Annotated in this window: 22 protein-coding genes; 17 read left to right on the top strand and 5 right to left on the bottom strand. The window is 50.2% G+C overall.

Going from position 1 to position 23,621, the window contains the following annotated elements; translation table 11 throughout:
- From mraY to BM030_RS07825, 11 genes are all read left to right on the top strand, one after another.
- Window positions 1-1,245, top strand: a complete 1,245-nt coding sequence (mraY, locus tag BM030_RS07875) for a phospho-N-acetylmuramoyl-pentapeptide-transferase (protein ID WP_090972956.1) — start codon at window positions 1-3, stop codon at window positions 1,243-1,245.
- A gap of 2 nt (window positions 1,246-1,247) precedes the next feature.
- Window positions 1,248-2,621 carry a UDP-N-acetylmuramoyl-L-alanine--D-glutamate ligase gene (murD, locus tag BM030_RS07870; RefSeq protein ID WP_090972954.1) on the top strand — a complete coding sequence of 458 codons (1,374 nt, stop codon included), beginning with the start codon at window positions 1,248-1,250 and terminating at the stop codon, window positions 2,619-2,621.
- A 47-nt stretch (window positions 2,622-2,668) separates the two neighbouring features.
- The gene (locus tag BM030_RS07865) at window positions 2,669-3,844 is read left to right on the top strand and encodes an FtsW/RodA/SpoVE family cell cycle protein (RefSeq protein ID WP_090972952.1); all 1,176 of its coding nucleotides are present in this window, start codon (window positions 2,669-2,671) and stop codon (window positions 3,842-3,844) included.
- A gap of 30 nt (window positions 3,845-3,874) precedes the next feature.
- Complete coding sequence (gene murG, locus BM030_RS07860; RefSeq protein ID WP_090972950.1) at window positions 3,875-4,981, top strand: undecaprenyldiphospho-muramoylpentapeptide beta-N-acetylglucosaminyltransferase; 1,107 nt, start codon at window positions 3,875-3,877, stop codon at window positions 4,979-4,981.
- Window positions 4,982-5,011: 30 nt separating this feature from the next.
- Window positions 5,012-6,367 carry a UDP-N-acetylmuramate--L-alanine ligase gene (murC, locus tag BM030_RS07855; RefSeq protein WP_090972948.1) on the top strand — a complete coding sequence of 452 codons (1,356 nt, stop codon included), beginning with the start codon at window positions 5,012-5,014 and terminating at the stop codon, window positions 6,365-6,367.
- A complete protein-coding gene (locus BM030_RS07850) occupies window positions 6,360-7,190 on the top strand; it encodes a cell division protein FtsQ/DivIB (protein ID WP_090972946.1) in 831 nt (276 codons plus the stop codon). Before murC ends, BM030_RS07850 begins: the two co-directional genes overlap by 8 nt.
- A 39-nt stretch (window positions 7,191-7,229) precedes the next feature.
- Window positions 7,230-8,576 (top strand): cell division protein FtsA, encoded by a 1,347-nt coding sequence (ftsA, locus tag BM030_RS07845; protein WP_090972944.1) that lies wholly within the window; start codon window positions 7,230-7,232, stop codon window positions 8,574-8,576.
- A 139-nt stretch (window positions 8,577-8,715) separates the two neighbouring features.
- Complete coding sequence (gene ftsZ, locus BM030_RS07840) at window positions 8,716-10,413, top strand: cell division protein FtsZ (RefSeq protein WP_090972942.1); 1,698 nt, start codon at window positions 8,716-8,718, stop codon at window positions 10,411-10,413.
- Window positions 10,414-10,607: 194 nt separating this feature from the next.
- A complete protein-coding gene (locus tag BM030_RS07835) occupies window positions 10,608-11,852 on the top strand; it encodes an aminotransferase class I/II-fold pyridoxal phosphate-dependent enzyme (RefSeq protein ID WP_090972940.1) in 1,245 nt (414 codons plus the stop codon).
- A gap of 284 nt (window positions 11,853-12,136) precedes the next feature.
- Window positions 12,137-12,322: a histone H1 gene (locus tag BM030_RS07830; protein WP_090972938.1), complete on the top strand. Its 186-nt coding sequence runs from the start codon at window positions 12,137-12,139 to the stop codon at window positions 12,320-12,322.
- Window positions 12,323-12,494: 172 nt separating this feature from the next.
- Window positions 12,495-13,607 (top strand): sugar phosphate isomerase/epimerase family protein, encoded by a 1,113-nt coding sequence (locus BM030_RS07825; protein WP_244518783.1) that lies wholly within the window; start codon window positions 12,495-12,497, stop codon window positions 13,605-13,607.
- Between the two features lie 3 nt (window positions 13,608-13,610).
- Here the strand turns inward: BM030_RS07825 and BM030_RS07820 are convergent, their stop codons facing one another.
- The gene (locus BM030_RS07820) at window positions 13,611-14,252 is read right to left on the bottom strand and encodes a response regulator (RefSeq protein WP_090972934.1); all 642 of its coding nucleotides are present in this window, start codon (window positions 14,250-14,252) and stop codon (window positions 13,611-13,613) included.
- Between the two features lie 287 nt (window positions 14,253-14,539).
- On the opposite strand from BM030_RS07820, the gene mscL reads away from it, so the two are divergent.
- Window positions 14,540-14,950 carry a large-conductance mechanosensitive channel protein MscL gene (gene mscL / locus BM030_RS07815; protein WP_090972932.1) on the top strand — a complete coding sequence of 137 codons (411 nt, stop codon included), beginning with the start codon at window positions 14,540-14,542 and terminating at the stop codon, window positions 14,948-14,950.
- A gap of 84 nt (window positions 14,951-15,034) precedes the next feature.
- On the opposite strand, the gene BM030_RS07810 is transcribed toward mscL, so the two are convergent.
- A complete protein-coding gene (locus BM030_RS07810) occupies window positions 15,035-15,907 on the bottom strand; it encodes a ChaN family lipoprotein (protein ID WP_090972930.1) in 873 nt (290 codons plus the stop codon).
- A 182-nt stretch (window positions 15,908-16,089) separates the two neighbouring features.
- On the opposite strand from BM030_RS07810, the gene rpmH reads away from it, so the two are divergent.
- From rpmH to tsaB, 4 genes are all read left to right on the top strand, one after another.
- Window positions 16,090-16,248, top strand: a complete 159-nt coding sequence (gene rpmH / locus BM030_RS07805) for a 50S ribosomal protein L34 (protein WP_090972928.1) — start codon at window positions 16,090-16,092, stop codon at window positions 16,246-16,248.
- 61 nt (window positions 16,249-16,309) lie between these two features.
- Window positions 16,310-16,696 (top strand): ribonuclease P protein component, encoded by a 387-nt coding sequence (locus tag BM030_RS07800; RefSeq protein ID WP_170845658.1) that lies wholly within the window; start codon window positions 16,310-16,312, stop codon window positions 16,694-16,696.
- A complete protein-coding gene (yidD, locus tag BM030_RS07795) occupies window positions 16,693-16,947 on the top strand; it encodes a membrane protein insertion efficiency factor YidD (protein ID WP_090972923.1) in 255 nt (84 codons plus the stop codon). The genes BM030_RS07800 and yidD overlap by 4 nt, the downstream gene beginning before the upstream one ends.
- A gap of 141 nt (window positions 16,948-17,088) precedes the next feature.
- A complete protein-coding gene (tsaB, locus tag BM030_RS07790; RefSeq protein WP_090972921.1) occupies window positions 17,089-17,787 on the top strand; it encodes a tRNA (adenosine(37)-N6)-threonylcarbamoyltransferase complex dimerization subunit type 1 TsaB in 699 nt (232 codons plus the stop codon).
- A 3-nt stretch (window positions 17,788-17,790) separates the two neighbouring features.
- On the opposite strand, the gene BM030_RS07785 is transcribed toward tsaB, so the two are convergent.
- Window positions 17,791-18,693 (bottom strand): magnesium transporter CorA family protein, encoded by a 903-nt coding sequence (locus BM030_RS07785; protein ID WP_090972919.1) that lies wholly within the window; start codon window positions 18,691-18,693, stop codon window positions 17,791-17,793.
- Between the two features lie 101 nt (window positions 18,694-18,794).
- On the opposite strand from BM030_RS07785, the gene BM030_RS07780 reads away from it, so the two are divergent.
- Window positions 18,795-20,294 carry a glycoside hydrolase family 130 protein gene (locus tag BM030_RS07780; protein WP_090972917.1) on the top strand — a complete coding sequence of 500 codons (1,500 nt, stop codon included), beginning with the start codon at window positions 18,795-18,797 and terminating at the stop codon, window positions 20,292-20,294.
- On the opposite strand, the gene BM030_RS07775 is transcribed toward BM030_RS07780, so the two are convergent.
- The gene (locus tag BM030_RS07775) at window positions 20,280-21,290 is read right to left on the bottom strand and encodes a glycosyltransferase family 4 protein (protein WP_090972915.1); all 1,011 of its coding nucleotides are present in this window, start codon (window positions 21,288-21,290) and stop codon (window positions 20,280-20,282) included. The genes BM030_RS07780 and BM030_RS07775 overlap by 15 nt on opposite strands.
- On the bottom strand, window positions 21,241-23,532 hold the full coding sequence (locus BM030_RS07770) for a glycosyltransferase family 4 protein (protein WP_090973057.1): 2,292 nt from the start codon (window positions 23,530-23,532) through the stop codon (window positions 21,241-21,243). Before BM030_RS07770 ends, BM030_RS07775 begins: the two co-directional genes overlap by 50 nt.
- Window positions 23,533-23,621 lie beyond the last annotated feature (89 nt).

Below are 23,621 nucleotides of genomic sequence, written 5' to 3'. Positions count from 1 at the left end.
ATGTTATATTATTTTTTTAACTGGATAGAACAATACATGCATGTGCCCGGATCGGGTTTGTTTCAATACATCTCGTTCCGTACCGCAATGGCGGTTATTGTGTCGCTTATCATTACTACAGGGTATGGCAGCCGTTTGATTCGTGTGCTGCGAGCCCGTCAGGTCGGAGAAACCATCCGTGACCTGGGGCTGGAAGGGGAAAAACAGAAGCAGGGCACGCCTACCATGGGCGGACTGATTATTTTGGCCGGAATCCTCATCCCCACCTTGTTATTTGCGAAATTGGAAAATATCTATGTTATTCTCATGCTCATAACGACCGTCTGGATGGGTACCATCGGTTTTGTTGACGACTATATCAAAGTGTTCCGGAAAAATAAGGAGGGACTCGCCGGTCGTTTCAAGGTGGTCGGACAGGTGGGGCTCGGAACCCTTATCGCCTGCACCATGTATTTTCATCCCGACATTGTGGTGCGCGAACAGGTCACCAATCCGAAATTGATGCCGGAAGCTGAATTGCGCCTGCGCGAGGGTTCGGATGAAACGTATTACACTCGGGATGTGAAATCAACTAAAACAAACATACCATTCTACAAAAACAATGAATTCGATTACGCCAAGGTGCTGAGTCTGTTTGGCCTCAATAGCGCTACGGTCACTTTTCTGGTTTTTCTGGTATTTGTTGTGTTTATTGTTACGGCCGTATCCAACGGTGCCAATATCACCGACGGCATTGATGGACTGGCAACGGGTACGTCGGCTACCATCGGGGGAACGCTGGCTATATTGGCTTATGTGTCGGGCAACGTGATCTTCTCGGATTACCTGAATATCATGTATATCCCCAATTCGGGCGAGCTGGTAATTTTTGCGGGAGCATTTGTTGGCGCTTGCACAGGTTTCCTTTGGTATAACTCCTATCCTGCACAGGTATTTATGGGCGACACCGGCAGCCTGGCCATCGGTGGCATCATCGCTGCATTTGCGGTGCTTATCCGGAAAGAATTGCTTATCCCCATACTCTGCGGAGTGTTCCTCATCGAAAACCTGTCGGTTATCCTGCAGGTTTCCTACTTCAAATACACAAAGCGGAAATACGGGGAAGGGCGGCGGATTTTTCTGATGTCGCCATTGCATCATCATTACCAGAAAAAGGGATACCATGAAGCGAAGATCGTAACGAGGTTCTGGATATTGGGCATCATACTGGCCATCCTGACCATCGTTACATTGAAAGTGAGGTAACTATGGCGGCCATACCAACATATCATTATCCGCAGCAAGGCAAGCTCGTTATCCTCGGCGCAGGGGAAAGCGGGGTGGGCACCGCTATATTGGCAAAGCAAAAAGGGTTTGACGTGTGGGTTTCTGATGCAGGTGCCATAGCGCCCCGCTATAAGCAACATTTGGAAGACGCAGGCATACCCTATGAAGAGGGAAAACACAGCGAAGCGCAAATATTGGATGCTGCCCTGGTGGTCAAAAGCCCCGGAATACCGCGAACCGTGCCCATCATACGGCAGCTTATCTCCAAAGGGATTCCCGTGATCGGTGAGATAGAGTTTGCCGCGCAGTATACCGATGCCAAACTGATATGTATAACCGGATCAAACGGTAAATCTACCACAACCATGCTCACATGGTATATCCTGAGCCAGGGTGGCCTTAACGTGGGGTTGGCAGGTAATATCGGAAGAAGCTTCGCCTTGCAGGTGGCAAACGAACAATACGATTGTTACGTGCTGGAAATCAGTAGTTTTATGCTGGATGATATGGAGTATTTCCGTGCGGACGTGGCGGTATTGCTCAATATTACACCAGATCACCTGGACAGATATGAACATAAGCTGGAAAATTATGTGGATTCGAAGTTCCGCATCATCCGCAACCAGCAGCCGGGCGACCTGTTCATCTACTGTGCGGACGATCCGATTACAACGGAGGGGTTAAAAAAACATCACCCCGTAGCGATGGCGCTGCCGTTCAGTTTGACGGATAAACTGCAGCCCGGAGCGTATTTGAATGATCAAGAAGAAATAGTGATTAACGTACCTTATCAAGATACATTTACGATGGATATTCATGAACTTTCCCTACAGGGTAAACACAACGTGTACAACAATATGGCTTCCGGATTGGTGGCCAAAGCGCAGGAGCTCCGTAACGCTTCCATGAAGGAAAGCATGGGGTCGTTCAGGAACATCCCGCACCGCCTGGAATTTGTGGCCTGCATTGCAGGGGTAAATTATATCAATGACTCGAAGGCGACCAACGTCAATGCCGTTTGGTACGCACTGGAAAGCCTCCCACCCAAAATCGTGCTGATTATGGGTGGCGTAGATAAAGGTAATGACTACGAGATGCTACGCGATCTGGTACGTACCAAAGTGCGGGCTATCGTGTGTATCGGAAAAGACAACTCCAGAATATACGACGCGCTGGAGGAAGACACCCAGATTATGGTTAATAGCGCGAATATGAGGGATGCAGTTGAAATCGCTTCACACCTCGCGCAAAAAGGTGATACCGTACTGCTGTCGCCGGCGTGTGCAAGTTTCGACTGGTTCAAGAATTTTGAAGATCGAGGCGACCAGTTTAAAGAGGCCGTAATGAATCTGTGATTGTGGCAGTTGGTGATTGGTGATTGGTTCAATTTAATGAAGAAAGAATGGAACAGGCGTTTTCAAAGTTAAAAGGTGACCGCTGGTTGTGGATTATCATCATCGTATTGTCTGTGTGGTCGCTGCTTGCTGTGTACAGCTCGGTGGGTACGCTGGCCTATAAAGAGGGTAAGGGAACGGAGGTGTACCTGATTAAACACACCTTATTGATATTCGGCGGCTTTGCGTTGATGTACTTTTCTCATTTGTTGGACTACCGCTGGTATGCCGGGATTTCTAAAATCCTGATGGCGATTACCATCCCGCTGCTGTTGTATACGTTATTGTTCGGTAATACCATAAACGAGGCGAATCGTTGGGTGACCATACCGGTGATTAACCAGACATTCCAGACTTCCGATTTGGCTAAGCTGGCGTTAATTACGTTTTTGGCCCGTACGCTGACCCGTAAGCAGGAAAATATAAAAGATGTAAAAAAGGCTTTCCTTCCCATCATGGGGTCGGTATGCCTCATCTTCGTGCTCATCGCGCCGGCAAACCTTTCCACCGCTTTGATGTTGTTCGGTGTAAGTGTGCTGCTGCTGATTATCGGACGGATTAGTATCAAACAAATAGCTTATGTTTGCTTTGGTGTTTTTGTGCTGCTTATTTTGGTGGTAGCCCTGGGACCACGTCGGCAGACCTATATGTCCCGCGTGGAAACGTACCTTAGCGGAGAAGCTGCCGATGATGATAAATCTTTCCAATCTGACCACGCCAAGATTGCCATTGCAACGGGCGGCCTGCTGGGAAAAGGACCCGGCAACAGTACGCAGCGTAATGTGCTCCCGCATCCTTATTCGGATTTTATTTTCGCAATCATTGTGGAGGAATACGGAACGGTCGGTGGTTTTATATTGGTATGCCTGTATGTGGCACTCATGTTCAGGTGTATACGCATTGTCACCCTTAGCCCCAAAGCATTCGGGGCGCTGCTCGCGGCGGGGTTAGGGTTTAGCTTAACCTTGCAGGCGCTCGGAAACATGGCTGTGGCCGTAGGGTTAGGGCCGGTTACGGGTATTCCACTGCCACTGGTAAGCATGGGGGGGACTTCCATCTTGTTTACCAGCGTTGCTTTCGGGATCATCCTGAGCGTTAGCCGCAATATTGATGAACTAAAAGGGAAGGAATTAATTGATCGGAATAAAAAGGTAGTGGTCGGTGAAATCCCGGCAATGGGATAACGTAAGGGGATAATATTGGATAATAACGATATGGCAAAACGGATCATCATCAGCGGAGGAGGCACGGGAGGGCATATTTTTCCCGCCGTGGCCATTGCCCACGCGTTAAAACGCCTGGCCCCTGACACCCAGCTGTTGTTTGTAGGAGCAATCGGCAGGATGGAGATGGAAAAAGTGCCCGCCGCGGGATATGAAATCGTTGGCCTGGATATTCAAGGTATTAACCGGCAGTCGCTGTGGAAAAATCTTGCGCTGCCTTTCAAGTTGTACAAGAGTCTCCGCCGCGCCAGGCAGATCATCCGCGACTTCAAGCCGGATGTGGCGGTAGGGGTAGGAGGCTACGCTTCCGGACCGTTGCTGCTGGCCGCTTCTGGCATGGGGATCCCCTGTCTCATCCAGGAGCAGAACTCTTATGCCGGCATCACCAACAAGCGCTTGGGGCGCAAGGTTGATCGGATTTGTGTGGCTTTCGAGGGGATGGACAGGTTTTTTTCAAAAGACAAGCTGTTGTTTACCGGTAATCCCATAAGGCGCGAATCGGTAGACATCCAACATAAGCGGGCGGAAGCCCTGGAATACTTCGGCATGTCTCCAGGGCGGAAAACCATCCTGCTAACCGGGGGCAGCCTGGGTGCACGCACATTGAATGAATGCATGCTGCAGGGGCTGGGCAGCTTGGTAGCGGCAGATGTGCAGCTGATCTGGCAGTGCGGCCAATATTATTATGAAGCATTGAAGCCCATGGTGGCGGAGAAATATCCCGACCGGATAACGCTTACCGCCTTCCTCCATCGTATGGATTTGGCCTATGCGGCAGCAGACATCATCATTGCGCGTGCTGGGGCAGGCACGATTGCCGAGCTTTGCGCCGTGGGCAAGCCGGTGATCTTAGTCCCTTCGCCCAATGTGGCGGAAGACCACCAAACCAAAAACGCCAAAGCATTGGTAGACAGGAACGCCGCAGTGATGGTTACCGATGCCGAAGCACCGCTTCACTTGATTCAAACTGCATTGCAACTGCTGGGCGATGAAGCCCGTTGCAGTACATTGCGCACCCATATCGCAGAACTGGCGATTTTGGACGCCGATGAGGTGATTGCACGGGAGGTGCTGCAACTGGCAAACAGAAAAGATTAACAATGGATACGCTAAGGTAAATTATAATATATGAATGTCGACAGCATCAGGTACGTGTATCTTATCGGAATAGGTGGCATTGGCATGAGTGCCCTGGCACGTTATTTCCGTCATCTGGGATGCGTTGTGGCAGGATATGACAAGACGGAAACGGCACTCACCAAGCAACTCGTTTCCGAAGGTATTCCCGTGAGCTATGCTGACGACTTTTCCGTGGTAGACGACGCTTTTAAGACGGTCGACAAACATACCCTGGTTATATATACCCCGGCGGTGCCTGCTGAACTGAATATCCTCAACCGGTTTCACGGGCTGGGACATACCCTGTTCAAGCGGTCACAGGTGTTAGGGTTAATCAGTCGGGATAGATTTACCATCGCAGTGGCCGGCACCCACGGAAAAACTACCACGTCTACACTTATCGCCCATATTTTGAAAGATAGCGGCTATGATTGTTCGGCCTTCCTGGGCGGTATCAGTACCAATTACCAAAGCAATATTCTTTTTTCGGACAACAATGTGATTGTGGTTGAAGCCGATGAATACGATCGGTCGTTCCTGACGTTATACCCCGATATCGCTGTGGTCACGTCGGCCGATGCGGATCACCTTGATATTTACGGTGATAAGGATCACCTTCACGAGTCGTTCCGTTTATTCCTGGGCCAACTGCAAGATGATGGTGTCGGTATTGTAAAAAGCGGGCTGCCGTTTGAAGCCACCATCCGCTATTCCGCAACCGAATCCGCTGATGCCTTTGCGGATAACATCCGTATTGTAGCGGGCGAGTTTTACTTCGACTATGTGTGGAGCGAAGGAAGGATCCCTTCGGTGCACCTCGGTGTGCCGGGGACGCATAATGTTGAAAACGCTGTGGCAGCCATCACCGTTGCACGTCAATTGGGTATTGATACCGGTCAGATTGTTCGTGCCTTATCCAGTTTTTCCGGTGTGAAGCGGCGGTTTGAATACGTCATCAAGTCCGATAGCGCCGTTTATATCGACGATTACGCGCATCACCCCGAAGAGCTGAGGGCATTCCTCTCCGCAGTAAAACAGCTTTATCCCGATAGGGCCTTAACCGTGGTCTTCCAGCCGCACCTTTACACGCGTACACGAGATTTTGCGGATGAATTTGCAGCGGTATTGGCCCTGGCGGATACCTTGCTGTTAATGGACATCTATCCGGCCAGGGAATTGCCGATACCCGGAGTGAACTCGCGGATGCTGCTCGAAAAGATAGCCGTGGCCGACAAGCACCTGATAAACGCTCAGGGCGTATTGGACTACGTGAGGCATAAACGCCCGCCATTGGTGGTAACCGTGGGGGCAGGTGATATTGATTTATTGGTTGAACCTATGAAAGCCATTCTGGAACATGCGTAGCGGTTTTTGGCATCGGATCAATTGGCGTAACCTGGCATATGGCATTGCTGCGCTTGCGGTGCTGGGTGCACTGATATCGCTTATGGGATTCATCAGCATGAAAAGCAGCGAACAGGCCTGTTCAACGGTGCGGGTCATCGTGCTGGGCAACGAGGCATTTATCGAGCAGAAAGAGATTTTAGCCACATTAGTCGAAAAATACGGCGAACTGCAAGGACGTACGCTGGAAAGCATACCCATCCACGATATGGAGCGGGACCTACGCCAGATACCTTATGTGTTTTCGGCCACCGTGACAACCGACATGAACGGAATGCTGACGGTGCGCGTCAGGCAACGGGAGGCCGTAGTTAGGATAATTGGCAACGGCGGGCCGGACTTTTACATTGATCAGGAAGGGTTGAAGATGCCGGTGTCGCTCAAATATGTGCCGCGGGTACCGGTGGCCAACGGGTACATCGCAGAACCTTACAATGGCGTGCTCGATACCATGCACGGCCAGGTGGTTAAAGATATTTTCGAAACCGCCCGGTTTATCAATGCCGACAGCCTTTGGAGCAGTCAGGTGGTTCAGTTGTATGTTAACCAGCAACGGGATATTGAACTTGTGCCACGTGTAGGTAAGCAGCAGATTATACTGGGCAATGCCGACTCGCTGGATCGGAAATTTGAAAAGCTGAGGCTGTTTTACAGCAAAATCGTACCAAAAACCGGTATTGGAGCCTACAAGTCCGTGAACCTTAAATATGCCGGCCAGATTGTCTGCGAGCGGGACGAAAAGTTCAATCCGGAAGATAATATCGTAACGAAGGATACCATTTAACAAACGTCGTATAAATAATAGCATCAATACACAATAGTTATGAAGACAAAAGTGACAACTGAAAAAGACTCGCCAATCGTCGTGGGACTTGATATTGGTACCACCAAAATATGCGTCACGGTCGGCAGGAGGAGCAGCAATAACAAAATTGAGATACTGGGCGTTGGAAAAGCCGAATCATCCGGAGTGAGCAGGGGAGTTGTGGCCAATATCCAGAAAACGGTAAATAGCATCGTTCAGGCGGTGGAGGAAGCCGGTGCCCAGTCCAACGTCGACATCAAGGTGGTGAATGTTGGGATTGCCGGCCAGCACATCAAAAGTATCCAGCACCGCGGCATCCTGACCCGGAAAGACGACAGCGAAATCAGCCGGCTGGATATCGAGCGGCTCATTGAAGACATGTATAAACTGGTGTTGCCTCCGGGTGAGGAAATCATCCATGTACTGCCGCAGGAGTTTACCATAGACAACGAGCCGGGCATCAAAGATCCCATCGGGATGGCAGGCCGCCGGATGGAAGCCAATTTCCACATCATCTCCGGACATGTGAGTGCCATTAAAAACATCAAAAAATGCATAGACAATGCCACGCTGGAAGTGCAGGATCTCATCCTGGAGCCGCTGGCATCGTCTGAAGCGGTATTGGACGAGGCAGACAAAGATGCCGGTGTAGTGTTGGTGGACATCGGCGGCGGTACCACCGACGTAGCCATCTTCCACGAGGGAATCATCCGTCATACAGCCGTAATCCCGTTGGGAGGCAACATCGTTACCGAAGACATTAAACAGGGGTGCGCCGTGTTGCGCAATCAGGCGGAATTGCTGAAAATCCGCTTCGGTTCAGCGCTGGCCGACGAAAATAAAGAAAATGAGGTTATCTGTGTACCGGGGCTCCGCGGACGCGAGCCGAAAGAGATTTCCGTCAAGAACCTCGCCTATATCATCCAAGCCCGTATGGAAGAAATTATTGAACATGTGTATTATGAAATCAAATCTTCGGGTTACGAAAACAAGCTTATCGGGGGTATCGTCATCACCGGGGGCGGTGCGCAGTTAAAGCACCTGGTGCAACTGGTGGAATATATCACCGGAATCGATTGCCGCGTGGGCTTCCCCAATGAGCACCTGGCAAAGAACGAGGTGTTGCCGAAAAACGTGTACGATGAATTGAAAAGCCCCCTGTATGCCACCGGAATCGGCTTGCTTATTAAAGGTATTCAGGCCGAGGAGGAACAGGAGGAAATGCATCAGAAAAACGGCTCACCCATGTCGGTAAGAGAGATTACCGAAAAAGGCAACAAGGAGAAAGGTTTCTTCAAATGGTTCAGGGATATCATCAAAGACGGTAATGAAATCGATGACGAAACTTACCTCGGGAAGAAATAGTTTTCAACAACGGCTGTTTTTTCCACATTATTAACAATTGTGGAAAACTATTGTGTAAAAAGTGCTATTATTACACTACGAATATAGGGTCAAAATTAGATTTGTATCACGCTCTGTTGGAGCAAAATACGATTGAGATATGTCTTTTAAATTTGAAATGTTAAAGGAGCAATCGGCAATTATTAAGGTAATTGGCGTTGGCGGTGGGGGCGGAAATGCGGTCAACCACATGTATAAGCAAGGGATCAGCGGTGTGGATTTCATCGTTTGCAACACGGATGCACAGGCCCTCGAACTGAGTCCGATTCCCAATAAAGTCCAATTGGGTGCAAGCCTTACCGAAGGGATGGGGGCCGGCGCAGATCCCACAGTGGGGGAGAACTCAGCCATCGAAAGCATAGAAGACATCAAGCGCATGTTGGGGTCCAATACCAAGATGCTGTTCATAACCGCCGGCATGGGGGGTGGCACAGGTACGGGCGCAAGTCCGGTATTGGCCAAGGCTGCCAAAGAAATGGGCATCCTTACCGTGGCCATCGTTACCACACCCTTTGCTTTTGAGGGCAAAAGAAGAAGGATGCAGGCTGATGAAGGATTGTCAGAGCTCAAGAAGTATGTCGATTCCTACCTGGTGATTTCCAATGACAGGCTGAGGGATATATTCGGCAACCTGACCATGACGGCAGCTTTCGCCAAGGCAGATGATATCCTCACCACGGCCGCGAAAGGTATCGCGGAAATCATCACGATTCCGGGGTATGTTAACGTTGACTTTAAGGACGTACGTACGGTAATGAACGACAGCGGTGTGGCTATCATGGGTAATGCTGTGGCAGAAGGCGAACAGCGTGCGCTGCGTGCCGTGGAAGGTGCATTGGCGTCGCCGCTGCTGAAAGATAATGAGATACAGGGAGCCCGTTATATCTTGCTCAACATCACTTCCGGCAAACAGGAGGTGACTATGGATGAGGTAACGGTTATCACCGATTACATCCAGGAAAAAGCAGGGCTGTCAGCAGATCTGATTTGGGGAAACTGTATCAACGAGTCGCTGGAAAACGAGTTGTCCGTCACGATCATCGCAACCGGTTTTCAAACTTCAGAGGAGCGCAGGCAGGAACGGGAAAACGAACGTATCGAAATACCGCTTACTCCCGAGGAACCGAAAACACCTTACATCAAACCCATTAACCAGTTTGTACAGAAAGAGAGTAACGAGATGCGGGAGGAAGAAACGGCAAAGCCGGCCGTAACACCGCATACCATCCGCCCAACGGCCCAGCAAGTGGACCTGTTCAGTGCCGCCGCTACCGCTAAGCCGCAGCTGCGGAACAGCACGCCTGACAACGACGGTATCATCCGCCATACATTGTCGCCCCAGAATGAGCCGGCAGAAGAGGAACGTAGCAATGACGACGGATATGAGGTAAAAGTTACGCCCTCCGCGTTCCACTTCGAAATCCCGTCGTCCCGTATCGAAGAACGGCGTGAAGCCGAACCGGAACCGGAAGTGCCTGAGCCTAAGGCAGAGGTAACGCCGCAACCTGCCGGAACAGTGCCGGGAGGCGATTCCCACAAGACACCGGAATTCGTGGAGGAGCAGCTGCTGAAGACCAAAGAGCGCATTCTCCGCCTGAAGGAATTGAGCATGAAACTCAAGTCGGCAAACGGCTTACAGGAGCTGGAAACCGAACCGGCTTACCGAAGAAAACAAATGGCCCTCGAAGATGTTCCGCATTCATCGGAATCCCAGGTGTCGCGGTTTACGCTGTCAACCGAAGAAGGAATCACGGAAATCAGGCCGAACAACTCGTTTTTGCACGATAATGTAGATTAGTCCGCTGATCTGCTGTGCTCCATCATTCAATTAACTGTTTGGTAAAGATTCGGCTGAATTGGAACCAAACAGTTTTTTTTAGCAAAACGTTGATTGCAGTGCCGTCCATAGGAATGAATTGGTCTGTTGTTACCTTTTGATATAAAGTTTATCTTTGCAAACAATTTTTGTACAATTAATATTGAACAACGATATTGGACTTATTTGATAAAATTGCGAAAAACCTCGGGCCGATAGGCCAGCACTATGAGTGGTCGCACGGTTATTTTTCATTTCCTAAATTGGAAGGAGAGATTGCGCCCCGTATGTTATTTAACGGCAAAGAGCACTTGGTCTGGAGCCTGAACAACTACCTCGGTTTAGCCAATCATCCCGAAGTCAGGGCGGTGGACGCGAAAGCGGCGGCGGATTTCGGGATGGCATACCCCATGGGGGCTCGGATGATGTCAGGAAATAGCGTCTATCACGAAGAGTTGGAACAGAACCTCGCTACATTCGTCGGCAAAGAGGATGCTTTTCTTTTGAACTACGGCTATCAGGGAATGGTCTCTATCATTGATGCGCTGGTAGACCGGAATGACGTGATAGTTTATGATGCCGAATCGCACGCCTGCATAATTGACGGCGTAAGATTGCATATCGGCAAGCGGTTTGTATATCGCCATAATGACATTGAAAGTTGCGAACGACAGTTGATTCGCGCCACTAAACTGGCCCACGCCAATGGCGGCTCGGTATTGTTGATTACAGAAGGCGTTTTCGGAATGTCGGGTGTTCAGGGCCAATTGAAAGAAATCGCAGCGCTGAAAGCCAAATACGGCTTTCGTATGCTTGTCGACGATGCCCATGGCTTCGGAACCATGGGGGCTACCGGCGCAGGTACGCATGAAGCACAGGGCTGTATGGATGAGATTGATATTTACTTCGGAACTTTCGCTAAGTCCATGGCGGGAATTGGGGCCTTCGTGGCAGCCACAAGACCGGTTATCACCTATCTGCGTTACAACATGCGGTCGCAGACGTTCGCGAAGTCGTTGCCCATGCCCATGGTATTGGGGCTTAGGAAGCGTTTCGAACTGCTGAAGAGCAGTCCGGAACTGAGAGAGCGACTGTGGAACGTTGCCCGGTCGCTACAGAACGGGCTGCGCGAACGCGGTTTCGATATCGGTGCAACCAACACGATGGTCACCCCGGTCTTTCTTAAAGGCGACCTTCAGGAGGCCACCGCACTGACTCGCGACTTACGCGAAACGCATGGCATATTCTGCTCTATTGTGGTATATCCGGTCATCCCGAAAGGCCTCATCGAATTGCGGCTCATCCCCACGGCAATGCACACTCAGGAAGACGTGAACTATACCCTTGAGGCGTTCACCGCAATCAGCGAAAAACTCAATGCCGGTTATTATAAGCAGGCCGTATCCGTGCAATCGGATTAAAAAAACAGCTGTTCAGAAAAAAAAGACGCCCGGAAACTGCTTAAAAAGCATTTTTCGGGTGTTTTTGTTTTTTAGTTTAGGATTAAATGTATTGTATTGATTTTCAGTACGTTGTGATTTTTTAATTTACGCCTGCTTGTACGGCGCCATCGTGGTTGTGGAAAAAAAAGTGCCTTTACAGCCTGTTTTGGCCATACTAAAGTTTGTTTTTCCGAAAAAAGATTCTACTTTTAACCCACTGTAGATTATTAACTTAATTAAATCAAAACTAAAGGAGTATTATTATGGCAAGTATTCAAAAATTTAATGAGCTAAAAAGCTTGATCGAAGGACTGGACGCAGACGCAGACAAGTTCTTTAACAAGGGTAACAATGCTGCTGGTACCCGTGTGCGGAAGGGGTTGCAGGAAGTGAAGAATTTGGCTCAGGCCATCCGTTTGGAGATACAAGAAGCAAAAAACACAAAATAGGCATCACGTTGACAGGACGTTCAACGTTGGAAAGCCCTGGATAATCAGGGCTTTTTCTTTTTTGGTGCAGACTTGGCCTGTTTCGCCGGACCGCCACACAGCGCTTGACGATATAGGGTAATTTTCGTATCATCGCGGGATGACCCGTAAACGAAATAACCCTATATGGGTAATGAGCTCCGCATTCGATAAATCCGCCTTAGCGGACCTTATTGCCGTCACCCAAAAGATCGGTGCCCAAGGGATCGATCTATGCGTTTTCAGGCGGGACGGCACCCGTAAGGACCATACGGCCACGCACCTTGATTATGATCGGTTTACGCCAGATACAGCCAAACAATTGTTAAGCCATTTCAATGATGCCGGCCTCGGACTGTCGCTGGGAGCATTTGAGAACATAATCGGGGGCGACCCGGCAGATCGGATCAAAAACCAGAACCACCTGCTCAAGCTCATCCGCATAGCGTACCTTTTAGGGGGAGATGCCAACGATGTGAAAGTGGGAACGTTTGTCGGCTACAATCATGAATTGGGAGCAGAAGAAGGAGGGTTCCAGAAGAACCTGGATGAATACCGGCGCGTTTTCGAACCCATTATCAGGTATGCCGAAGGGTTAGGCGTCACCATTTTGTATGAAAATTGTCCCATGGAGGGATGGAGACCGGCCTCCTATGCCACGACGTACAACAACCTGCCAGGTGTTTTAGCCGCGCGTAAGCTCATGTATGCGCTTATCCCGAGTAAGGCGCACGGGGAAATATACGATCCGTCTCATGATGTTTGGCAGCATACCGACCCCATCGATGTCATAGCCCAAAGCGATATTTCACGCATACACCGCATTCATGTGAAAGCCACCCGTAACCTGAAAACCAGGGCCCGGGTAGATTGGGGAGGTATGTATCCGATGCAAGCTGTGGATGAGAACCTGGCCGCAAAAGCCGATGTCGATACGCCCCTCAACGACTGGGATAGGCATCATTACGAAGCGATGTTGCCGGGCTTCGGGGGTACCGATAGTATGGATTGGCGCGCCTTCATCGACCTGCTCAATGAAAAAGGATTCCGCGGGCCGTACGAAATTGAGAACGAGGCCAGGAATTCAAAAGACACCGGCAACTTCGCTGCGGTGGTGCAGGGTTATCAGACGGCGGTCGGCTTCCTCAAACCGATGCTATGGGAGCTCGATGAAACAGCCGGCTATGCATATAGCGGAAAAAAGGAACTGTCGCTCCCCAACGTGCGCGACATACCGGTAATGACCATTGATAAATTGCAGGGATAAGGTTCAGGATCCGGAATATAAACGGAATTTTTCTATCAGCTCCACGAGATTGTTCACCTGGAGTTTTTCAAAAATACGGGTTTTGTAAGTGCTTACCGTGGATGTACTGAGATTAAGTGTTTTGGATACGTCCTGTATGCCCATACCCTGCACTAGGTATTTGGCAACGTCAACCTCCCGGTTGGAAAGCTTATTGAGGGGATTGTCGGCCGCAATAAACGATTTGCCCATCGTCAGCGTGTGGTAATACAGCTCTTGTATTTCCGGACTCATGTACTTACCGCGTTGTACTACGGCGAGGATGGCATTTTTCAGTTCAGTCTTCGATGCGTTTTTACTTAAATAGCCTGAAGCGCCGGCCTGCAGGTAGCGCAGTGCATACAGCGTTTCGTCATAAGAGGAAAATACCAGTATCTTGATGCCGGGCTGGACAGCCAGAACTTTCTCAACCATTGTGATATTATTGCCGCCCGGCATATTGATATCCAGCAGCAATAAGTCATACTGCTTCTCAGACAAAAATCTGATGAGTTCGTCAACATCTCCGGCCTGGGTGATGTTGGCTAAGGGCAATGCCTCCTTTATCACGATAGACGTGCCAAGTCTCACGATTCCGTGATCGTCAGCTATCAATACCTCTGTCATGTAAACTAATCTTGCCAAGTAGGCATCATGTCAATAGATAGTGTTTATAATGTTGCCTTAGCAACGCCATATGCAATCATACAAATATAAATTTATTTATGGATTATGATACACACAGATTAAAATTAATAAAATATTGTAAAAATGTGTTCGTTGCGGTTAATAGTGTTCCCGGCCGTCTTGGCCCCAATCAGGCTGGGAAATCTTTTGAAAAAAAATTTGTATAAATATGGAAAATTATCAATTTAGGGATAGGAAAAATTAATTCATTACTTAACCGTTTATTTATGGGATTTTTCAAAGAGTTCAAGGAATTCGCCATGCGCGGAAGCGTGGTTGACCTTGCTGTCGGTGTAATCATCGGCGGGGCATTCGGTAGGATTGTTACCTCGTTGGTAGACGATGTCATCATGCCGCCGATCGGTTATTTAACCGGAGGGGTTGATTTTGCCGAGATGAAATATGTTATCGAACCCGGTGATGAGGCTGCCGGTATAGCGGAGGTGGCTATTAGATATGGTAATTTCATCAATGTGGTGATTCAGTTCCTCATCGTAGCGTTTTTCATTTTCTTAATGATCAAGGGGATAAATTCCCTGAAACGTAAGGAGGAGGCAGCCCCCGCGGCACCGCCGGCTCCGACCAAGGAAGAAGTGCTGCTTACTGAAATCAGAGACTTGTTACGGGCTAAGCAATAATCGTTTAGCAGAGGCGCCGCAAGGCGCCTTTTTTGATGCTTCCCGACGTTGACTGAAGGGGGGCGCGCTCCCGGGCGTTCAGGGCTAAGGCTGTCGAGGCACCGTCAGGATAATGAAATCGCCCAAGTGGCTGAACGTGTTCCAGTCGGGTTGCCCAGGCCCGTTGTAGGGAAAACAGGATATATTGGCAACGGTGAGCCGGGGCGCGTATGTCCGTAGGTGCGCCACCGTTCCCAGCTTTTCATCGCTGTGAAAGCGGCCGTTAAGGTGCAGGATTTTCCTCACCTTTTTTCTTTTGGCTAATCTGCTGATGCGATAGGCCATGGTCGCATCCCACAGGTTCTGGCTTTGGTAAATGTTCAGGCCGCTCATCCCCACGTGGCCACCCATCAGTTCGCTGAACTTGCGGTAATAAGGCCCGGTAAGCGTATCAATGGGCAGCGGGGCAAGCAAAGCCCTTGCAGCCTTATCCAACAATTTCAGGCTTTCCAAGCCTTCTCGGGTTACCCGGTTAGTGTAGCGGCTCGGTGCGTTTGCGGCCAGTACGGCTATCCCCCTTGTTTTGGCGTATTCTATCATGGGCCGGTAATCGTTATAGTTGGGCCATAATGTGGCATCGTTACGGAAATTGCGTTCCGTAATGAGGCCGGTCAGGTATTCGTCCAAGACCAATTGGTCATCACTCACGAACATTTCCATAGACAAGGCCAACCCGTCATAGTGCTCATCCAGCGCCTGCAATAACGCATATTGCAATACATGGGCTGCTGAATCATTGTGTTCTTCGCCAAAGAACACCACGTCGGCGCCGCCCAGGGCAGTAACCAATTCCGGCAAGGTGATTTCCCGTTGTTGCTGTGCGTCATATATGCGGTACAGCGTGCTATCTGCCGGAAAACACCGGGCACCGGCGGGCAGCAGGCCGAAAATGACTATACAGCAAAGCATCCATTTCATCACGCCACGAATATAACACACATTCAATGATTTGCATAAAATTAAGTTCACCTAAGCCGGTAAAGCGCCGGCCGTTAAGGTCAGTATAGGAAAATTATCGTCGATAAATTTGATATTTATACTTTTATCCCGTACATTTGCGCTCTCATTTTCGGAAGTTTTTACATAAGATATTAAGCGTCATGAAGAGAACATTTCAGCCCTCGCTACGGAAAAGAAGGAATAAGCATGGGTTTAGGGAGCGCATGAGCACCGCCAACGGCCGTCGCGTATTGGCTGCCAGGCGTGCAAAAGGCCGGAAGCGCCTATCTGTATCGGACGAAGGCCGTCATAAAGCCTAAAGTTGCATTGCCGGTGACTGCTTGCGTCCGGAGCCTTCAACCGGTTTCGGATATGTCATCGATGATGGAAAGACATAGATTCCCCAAAGAAGAACGGTTGTGTAGTAAGCGGTTGATTGAACGCCTCTTCCACCATGGTTCTTCTTTTTTTATATATCCTTACCGCGTTACTTTCCTCCGTGTCGACGGATTAAATCCCAAGGTGCAGGTATTACTATCTGCCGCTAAACGCCGTTTTCCGCATGCCGTACAACGCAACCGCTTGAAAAGGCGTATGCGGGAGGCTTACCGTCTTCAGAAAAACGGGCTGCTGTTTCCGGCGCTCGAAAAACATCCCTACGGGTTGGCGTTGGCTATCCAGTATGTGGGTGACGGCAAGCCCGATTACGGGCATATGTACAGGCAGATGGCTGAGGTAATGAAGAAATTGCAGCGAGAGAATCCATGAGGCCAGTCCGGTTTATCTGGGAGCGTATCATAAAACCCTTGATCAGCGGTTTTTTCCTGGTGATTATCCGGGCTTATCAGCTTTTGCTGTCGCCCATGCTCGGCGCTTCCTGCCGTTACACCCCCACTTGTTCCCAGTATGCCGTCGAAGCCATCCGGCGGCACGGGCCGTTCCGGGGCGGCTGGCTGGCAGTTAAGCGGATAGCCCGTTGCCATCCCTGGGGCGGCCATGGCCACGACCCTGTGCCATAGTCATCACCGATCACCGACCACCCATCGCTGACCACCGATCACCGATCACCCATCACCGACCACCCATCACCCACCACCCACCCCCCATCACCGACCACCCACCACCACCAAAAAAAATCACTAACTTCGCACCCATATATCATGGCCAGTCAATATATCCTCCAAATCGAGACCGCGACGCAGGTATGCGCCGTGGCATTGTCAGAGAATGGCGTTACGATGGAATACCGCGAGCTCGATGAACCCAATGTACATGCGTCGCAGCTCACCCTGTTGATATCCGATGTGCTGCAAGCCTGCGGGCTGTCATTCACCGATCTCGCGGCCGTAGCCGTCAGTAAGGGGCCCGGATCATATACCGGGCTGCGCATTGGGGTTTCCACAGCAAAAGGGCTTTGTTATGCTGCCGGTTTGCCTCTTATTGCGCTGGATACCCTCAGGGGCATGGCGGAAGGGTTTGTGGCGTTGCAGGAAGAAAACATCGATGCGGACACTCGGCTGTGTCCTATGGTGGATGCCCGCAGGATGGAGGTCTATTCAGCGATTTTTGACCATCGGTTGCATTGTATTGCCCCGCCGTCAGCTAACATCATCGATGAGCATTCGTTCAACGGGATAACCGGAAGCGAGCGAATCATCCTGTTTGGCAGCGGTGCGGATAAATTTGAGCAACTGTTTGTCGGCAAAGCGCACGTACAGGTCGTTCCCGGATTCAAAAACTCCGCAAGGCACATGAGCCGCTTCGCCTATGAAACATTTTTGCAGGGGAAATTCCAAGACGTTGCCTATTTTGAGCCGTATTATCTGAAGGATTTTGTGGCTACGGTGCCCAAAAAATAGCGGTCACAGCCACCCTTTACGTTTGAACCAGAAATAAATGGCTGCAGAAATGGCTATCATAAGCGCCATTACAGCCGGATAACCATATGGCCAGGCCAGCTCAGGCATATGCTCGAAATTCATCCCATAGATGCCGGCAACGAAGGTAAGCGGCATGAAGAACACGGAAAAAATCGTCAGCACCCGCATGGTTTCATTGGTACGTTGTGAAGCCAGGGAGAAGTAGACGGAAAGCAGTTGAGCGGTGTTTTCTGATAAGCTGTCGAACAATGTCTGGGTGCGGACATACAAATCGCGGAGGTCACGGGTGTATGCGTTGCTTTGCTCGGCGGAGTCGATATTGTCCACAATTTCGAACGACAGTAACATCAGCTTCCGGATAACGTCTATTTTTCGTTTCACGAAATACAACCCACGGAGTATGGGTGATTTTTGCTGCCGGAGGAATACCCGTTCCTCGTAATAATCGAGGGTTTCCGAAAGTTTGATGCCCGGCTGTTCGAACGTCAGTAACGACTCCCGGATCAAGGCGTTCAGCAGATTAAGCGTAGAGTCGCATTTGCCGTTGTCTATACGCTTTATTTTAACCTGTTCAACAAGGGGATGTTCCTTCCGGTGAACGGTAATCAGGTATTCCTTGGTGAAGAATACGGATAGTTTGTTGGTCAGTTCCTGAATGGTATCGGCCTCGTGCGCAGCGTCCGGAGCCATTAACCGGAAGATGATAAACGTGTAATTGTCAAACAGCTCATATTTAGGTAGATGATCGGGTTGCATGCTGTCTTTAATAGACGCTTCATGCAGTGCATATTGCCCGGCCACCTGCTTGATTTCTTCGTCTGTGGGGGCTGACAGGTCAATCCAATCGAAGCCGTTCAATGCCTTTGTTGCCAGCAACCGAATCATAATCGAATGTCTAAAAAAAACTTGGCTTTTGTGCTATTTTTTCTAATAAAAATACTTCTTTTGCCTTAAAAGAGCGGAGTGCTTTCATTTAGTTTGAATAGATGCCAATAACAGTAGTCAGAAAAGATAAGATATTTGAGCCGGACTCCAGCAGGGTGATTGCTAGGTTTCTATATACCGGAGATGAGCGGGCGAAACGATTGATAATGGCCGTAATGGCCCTTCCTGATCACACGCAGCATGAGGTGTTCAATCAGGTGCTGCGCAAATATTCCAAACGGCACCGAAGCATACAGCGGATATTTGCTAAGCACTTTGAACGGATTACCCCGATAATGGAGCAGATGGAAATCGAACATGCCGAGCTGCCCGAACACTTGAAGCTGCTCATCGGCTCCTATTTTACCATGGAATATTCCATTGAAGCGGCGGCTTTCTTTAATCCTTCCATCATCGAGCATCCCGATCAAACCGCGCTCGCCCGCGGACAGAAGCGGGTCATCCTCAGCTTCAGGGCTACAGGAGAGGGGCATATTTCGTCCATTGTGTTCCGGCAGGGAGTGCTGGATGCGAATATGGATATCGACGTGGAGCCGCCGGGCAAAATGCTGGAAGTTCCCGAACACGTAAAGAACCATACCTATCACAAGAAATCTTTTCTCCGGAAATTACGGGAAATGTGGAGCGACAGCGGTTATCGCAACGATGAGGCGTATGAAATCATCAGTGAACAATTGAACGATACGTTTACATATGAGGAACTGAAGCATGCGTTGAAGGAGGTGCAGATTAAGCTTGAGCCCCGCCAGGAAAACCTGGCGTTCCTGCAGGAGGTGAAATGGCTGGCCTCGTCGCATTATGAAATGACCTTTTCTGCCGATACTTCGGTTTGCGAACGGGTTATTTTTCCCATCGCTGATACGGAGAAGAACGGTATTGAGGATGCCCGGTTCGTCCGGTTTGTTGGCGACAAGGGAAGCGTAACGTACTACGCCACGTATACGGCGTATGACGGGATATCCATCCTGCCCAAGCTGTTGATGACGAAAGATTTTCGCCATTTCCAGGTATTGCCCATGCATGGTTATATTGCGCAGAATAAGGGAATGGCCTTGTTTCCGCGTAAGATTAATGGAAAATATGCGATGCTGTGCCGCATCGACGGTGTTAACAATTACATCGCTTATTCCGATACGGTGAATGTATGGCGCGAAGCGAAACTGATTCAGACACCCAGGGAACCCTGGGAATTGATACAGATGGGTAATTGCGGTTCACCGCTGGAGACAGAAGCGGGTTGGTTGGTTCTTACTCATGGCGTAGGGCCCATGCGTGAATATGTACTGGGTGCATCGCTGCTCGACCTTGAAAACCCTGAACGCGAAATCGGCCGTTTAAAGCAGCCCCTGCTCACGCCCAACCGGAAGGAGCGTGAAGGGTACGTGCCCAATGTGGTATATTCATGCGGAGGATATATCCATGAGGGTCAGCTCGTTATCCCGTATGCGATGTCTGATTATGCGTCTACCTATGCGGTGATCAACTTGAAGGAACTGTTGGCGCAGCTGCTCAGCAGCCACACTGTTTCAACGGTCCAGTAGTTGCTCGTAAATCTGTATATAACGCGTAACCATCGCTTCCTGGGAAAACTTGGCCCGCGCCCATTGGGAGCAGTCAGGCCGGTTCAGGCGCGGTATATCGGCAACCGCTGCCACGGCTTCCTCTGCGTTGGCGACCAGGAAGCCCGTTTTGCCATGGATGATGAGCTCAGGCATCGAGCCCCGGTTGATGGCGATAACCGGCGTGCCGCACATCATGGCTTCCGCTACGCTTAACCCGAACGGCTCATCAAATCCGATTAAGTGAAGTAAGGCCTCCGCCCCGCCGAGCAGCTCCGCACGGGCTTCAGGCCCCACGTTCCCCACGTATTTAATCTGGGTGCCATCCACATGGGGCAATACCGCTGTCGAGAAATACTGCTCATCCTGCACCAGGCCGGCTATGATAAGTCGCCTCCCGGCCTTTTTCGCAACATCAATAGCCAAATGAGCACCCTTTTCGGGGTGTATCCGCCCGAAATACAGCAAGTAGTCGTCCGGTTTATTCACAAAAGGAAATAACGCGGTATCAATGCCATTGTATACCGTGGCAATATAGTTCAGCTCTGGCGACCGATCCGCGTCGCTGATGGATACGTACGCAACATGGCTGTTGTATTTCCGGTACACCGGGATAATTTTAGGCGACGAAAAGCCATGTATGGTAGTCATCATGGGCGTGTCAACCAACCGGGAATAGGTAAGGGGTAGGAAATCAAAATGATTGTGAATAAGGTCATACGCCCCTGCTTCTTCCATCAGTAAACTTATGTGCAGGCATTCCTCCACTTTCGGATCCAGGGCAGGGTCTTCGGCATATCCCCTCGGTGCATGGTGCCTGAGTCTGCCCCGCGTGATGGAATCTGCCGTGGCAAACAGCGTGACGTCGAAGCCCCGCTGTACCAGTCCCTCTGTTAACGTCGAAGCCACCTGCTCCCATGGCCCGTATTTACGAGGCGGCGTCCGCCAGGCTATCGGCGCTAATATGGCTATCTTCATAGACTACGGTTTTAGCGGAGCGTTCAACAGGTTTTTCAAACGTTTGCTGCACGGCGAGGTAAGCGATGAGGTAAGCAAGCGTGCTTTCGGCACCCTGATTGCGGTTCACGCCGTCTTTTTCCAGTCCGTCACAGCAACCTCCCGTTTCAAAGTCGTAAAGGCTTAAGCGCAGATCGTTTTCGCCAAGGAACCACATGAATGCCGTATACACCAGTTGCAGGTAGTACGGATCACCCGTGAGGTTATACGCCTGGAGGAAGAGCAGCACGGTAGCCATAGCGTCTACCGGTTGCTGATCGAATCGGGCGGGAAGGCCATCCTGTTTGAACCAGCCCTCATTGCCTACCAAGCTAAGGTGACCCTTGCGCATGGTGTGCTTTTCAAGAAAGGCCATGCTTTCGAAGCCCACCTGTAAAAACGTCTCATCGTTAAGCAATTCGCCTGCACGCAGCATAGCCAAGGGCAATAACGCGTTGTCATAGGCAAGCAATGACTCGAACCAATGCCAGTCAGCACGCCGGTATGCTTGATATTCCCGGTGCAGCCGCACAGCGAGTTTGCGGGTAAGCTCCATCATTCCATCATCAGACGGGTTGCTCTTCAGGTAGTGGTAAAGCCCGAAAATCGTGTTGGCAATAGCCCGTATCGACTGCAGCCGTTCAAACTGCGGCACCGCCTTGAAGAATACGGATCGGGCCACCTGGAAATACGCGTCTTTGGGAGCGTGGGCCATAGCATATCCGATAGCCCATATCGCCCGTCCAAAAGCATCCTCGGACCCCACTTTGTCGAGGAAATTACGGTTGAAGCTCATGAAATTGCGGAATGTGCCATCGTCGTTCTGCGCGTAGTGGATGTAGGCTAAATAAGTGGGAATATACCGGAGCGCAATCTCATTTTTAGTTCTCCGGTAGGCCATTAACGTCATCAGTAACGCACGGGCATTGTCGTCCAGGCAATACCCTTCGTGATAATTCGGAATACCATAGGTGGCATGCTGGAAGATGCCCGTACTGTCGGTAAGCCGTTCCAGGTGGTCAAGTTTCAAAGGCGGCAGAATGCTCCGGTCGAATGCCGGATCCGGCTTGACGGGATTAAGCGAGGCCCGCTCAACTACCTGTTGGAGCAGCGATGCATACCGCTCACCGATTTTGGGCCAGGTAACCGCTTCGCCGTATTGCTTGGCTTCAGCACGCATAACGCCCAGTTTTTCGGGATGGTTGAACAGGTCGAGAAGCATTCCCGAAAGCTGTCGGCTGTCGTTGAACCCAAACAGCATGCCCCGCCCTCCCGCAAGCAATTCGGCGGCGTGCCAATAAGGGGTGGAGATGACCGGGGCGCCTACGCCCACAGCATACGACAGGGTGCCGCTGGTGATCTGCACCTCGTTGAGATAGGGAGTGAGGTAAATATCGGAAGCGCTGAGGTACTTGAAAAGCTCCTGCTGTGAAGCATAGCGGTTGAGGAACATCACATTGTCCTGCAGCCCCAGCTTCTTCACCATGCGGTGCAGGAACAGTCGGTACTCTTCGCCAGAGTGCTTAATGACGTTCGGATGGGTTTTGCCCAATATAATATACAGTACATCGGGGTGCTTTTCCGCAACCTCAGGTAACGCCGAGAGAACCGTTTCAATCCCCTTGTTTCTGCCGATGAAACCGAATGTAAGCAATACTTTCCTGTCAGCGAGCCCCAATTCATTGCGCACCTCCATCCGCTCGTAGCGGATATCGGGCACACCGTGGGGGATCATGTCGATTTTCTCCAGCGGCACCTCATATATCTGTTGGAGCAGCTCCACGGCCTTGTCGGCCATCACGACTACCCGTTGTGCAATCTTGGCGATCTCCTTCAGGATAAACAGCTCATTGTACGAAGGTTTCTTGAGTACGGTGTGGAAAGTGCTGATAACCGGCACCTCGAGGCTGTGCAGCAGGGATAGAATATATACGCCGTTTTGGCCTCCGAAAATGCCATATTCATGTTGGACGACGCAGGCATCTACTCCGCTCCGATTGATGAATTCGGCCGCTTCGAGGTAAGTATCGTGGTCGTCCTGATTAATAATGCACTGCACTTCGGGCGGATATTCATAGGTACTGCCCGGATCCGTAATAGCTACAACGAAACTCCCTTTGGCGTCGATGACGTTGGAAGCTGTAACCGCATCAAACAGATCTTTGGAAAAAGAGCCGATACCGCATTGGCGAGGCTTGTAGGTGCCGATAAGTGCTACTTTCATAACTTTTTTATGGTAAATTTTGTCAACTAACAGTTCTGCCAATCGATTGGAACCAAAGTTAAAAGCAAAGAAACACAACTATTGTTTGG

It is taken from the genome of Parapedobacter composti (genome assembly GCF_900112315.1).
GTDB lineage: Bacteria > Bacteroidota > Bacteroidia > Sphingobacteriales > Sphingobacteriaceae > Parapedobacter > Parapedobacter composti.
Note: the sequence above shows the minus strand (reverse complement) of the source record. Positions and strands in the feature narration are given on the sequence as shown.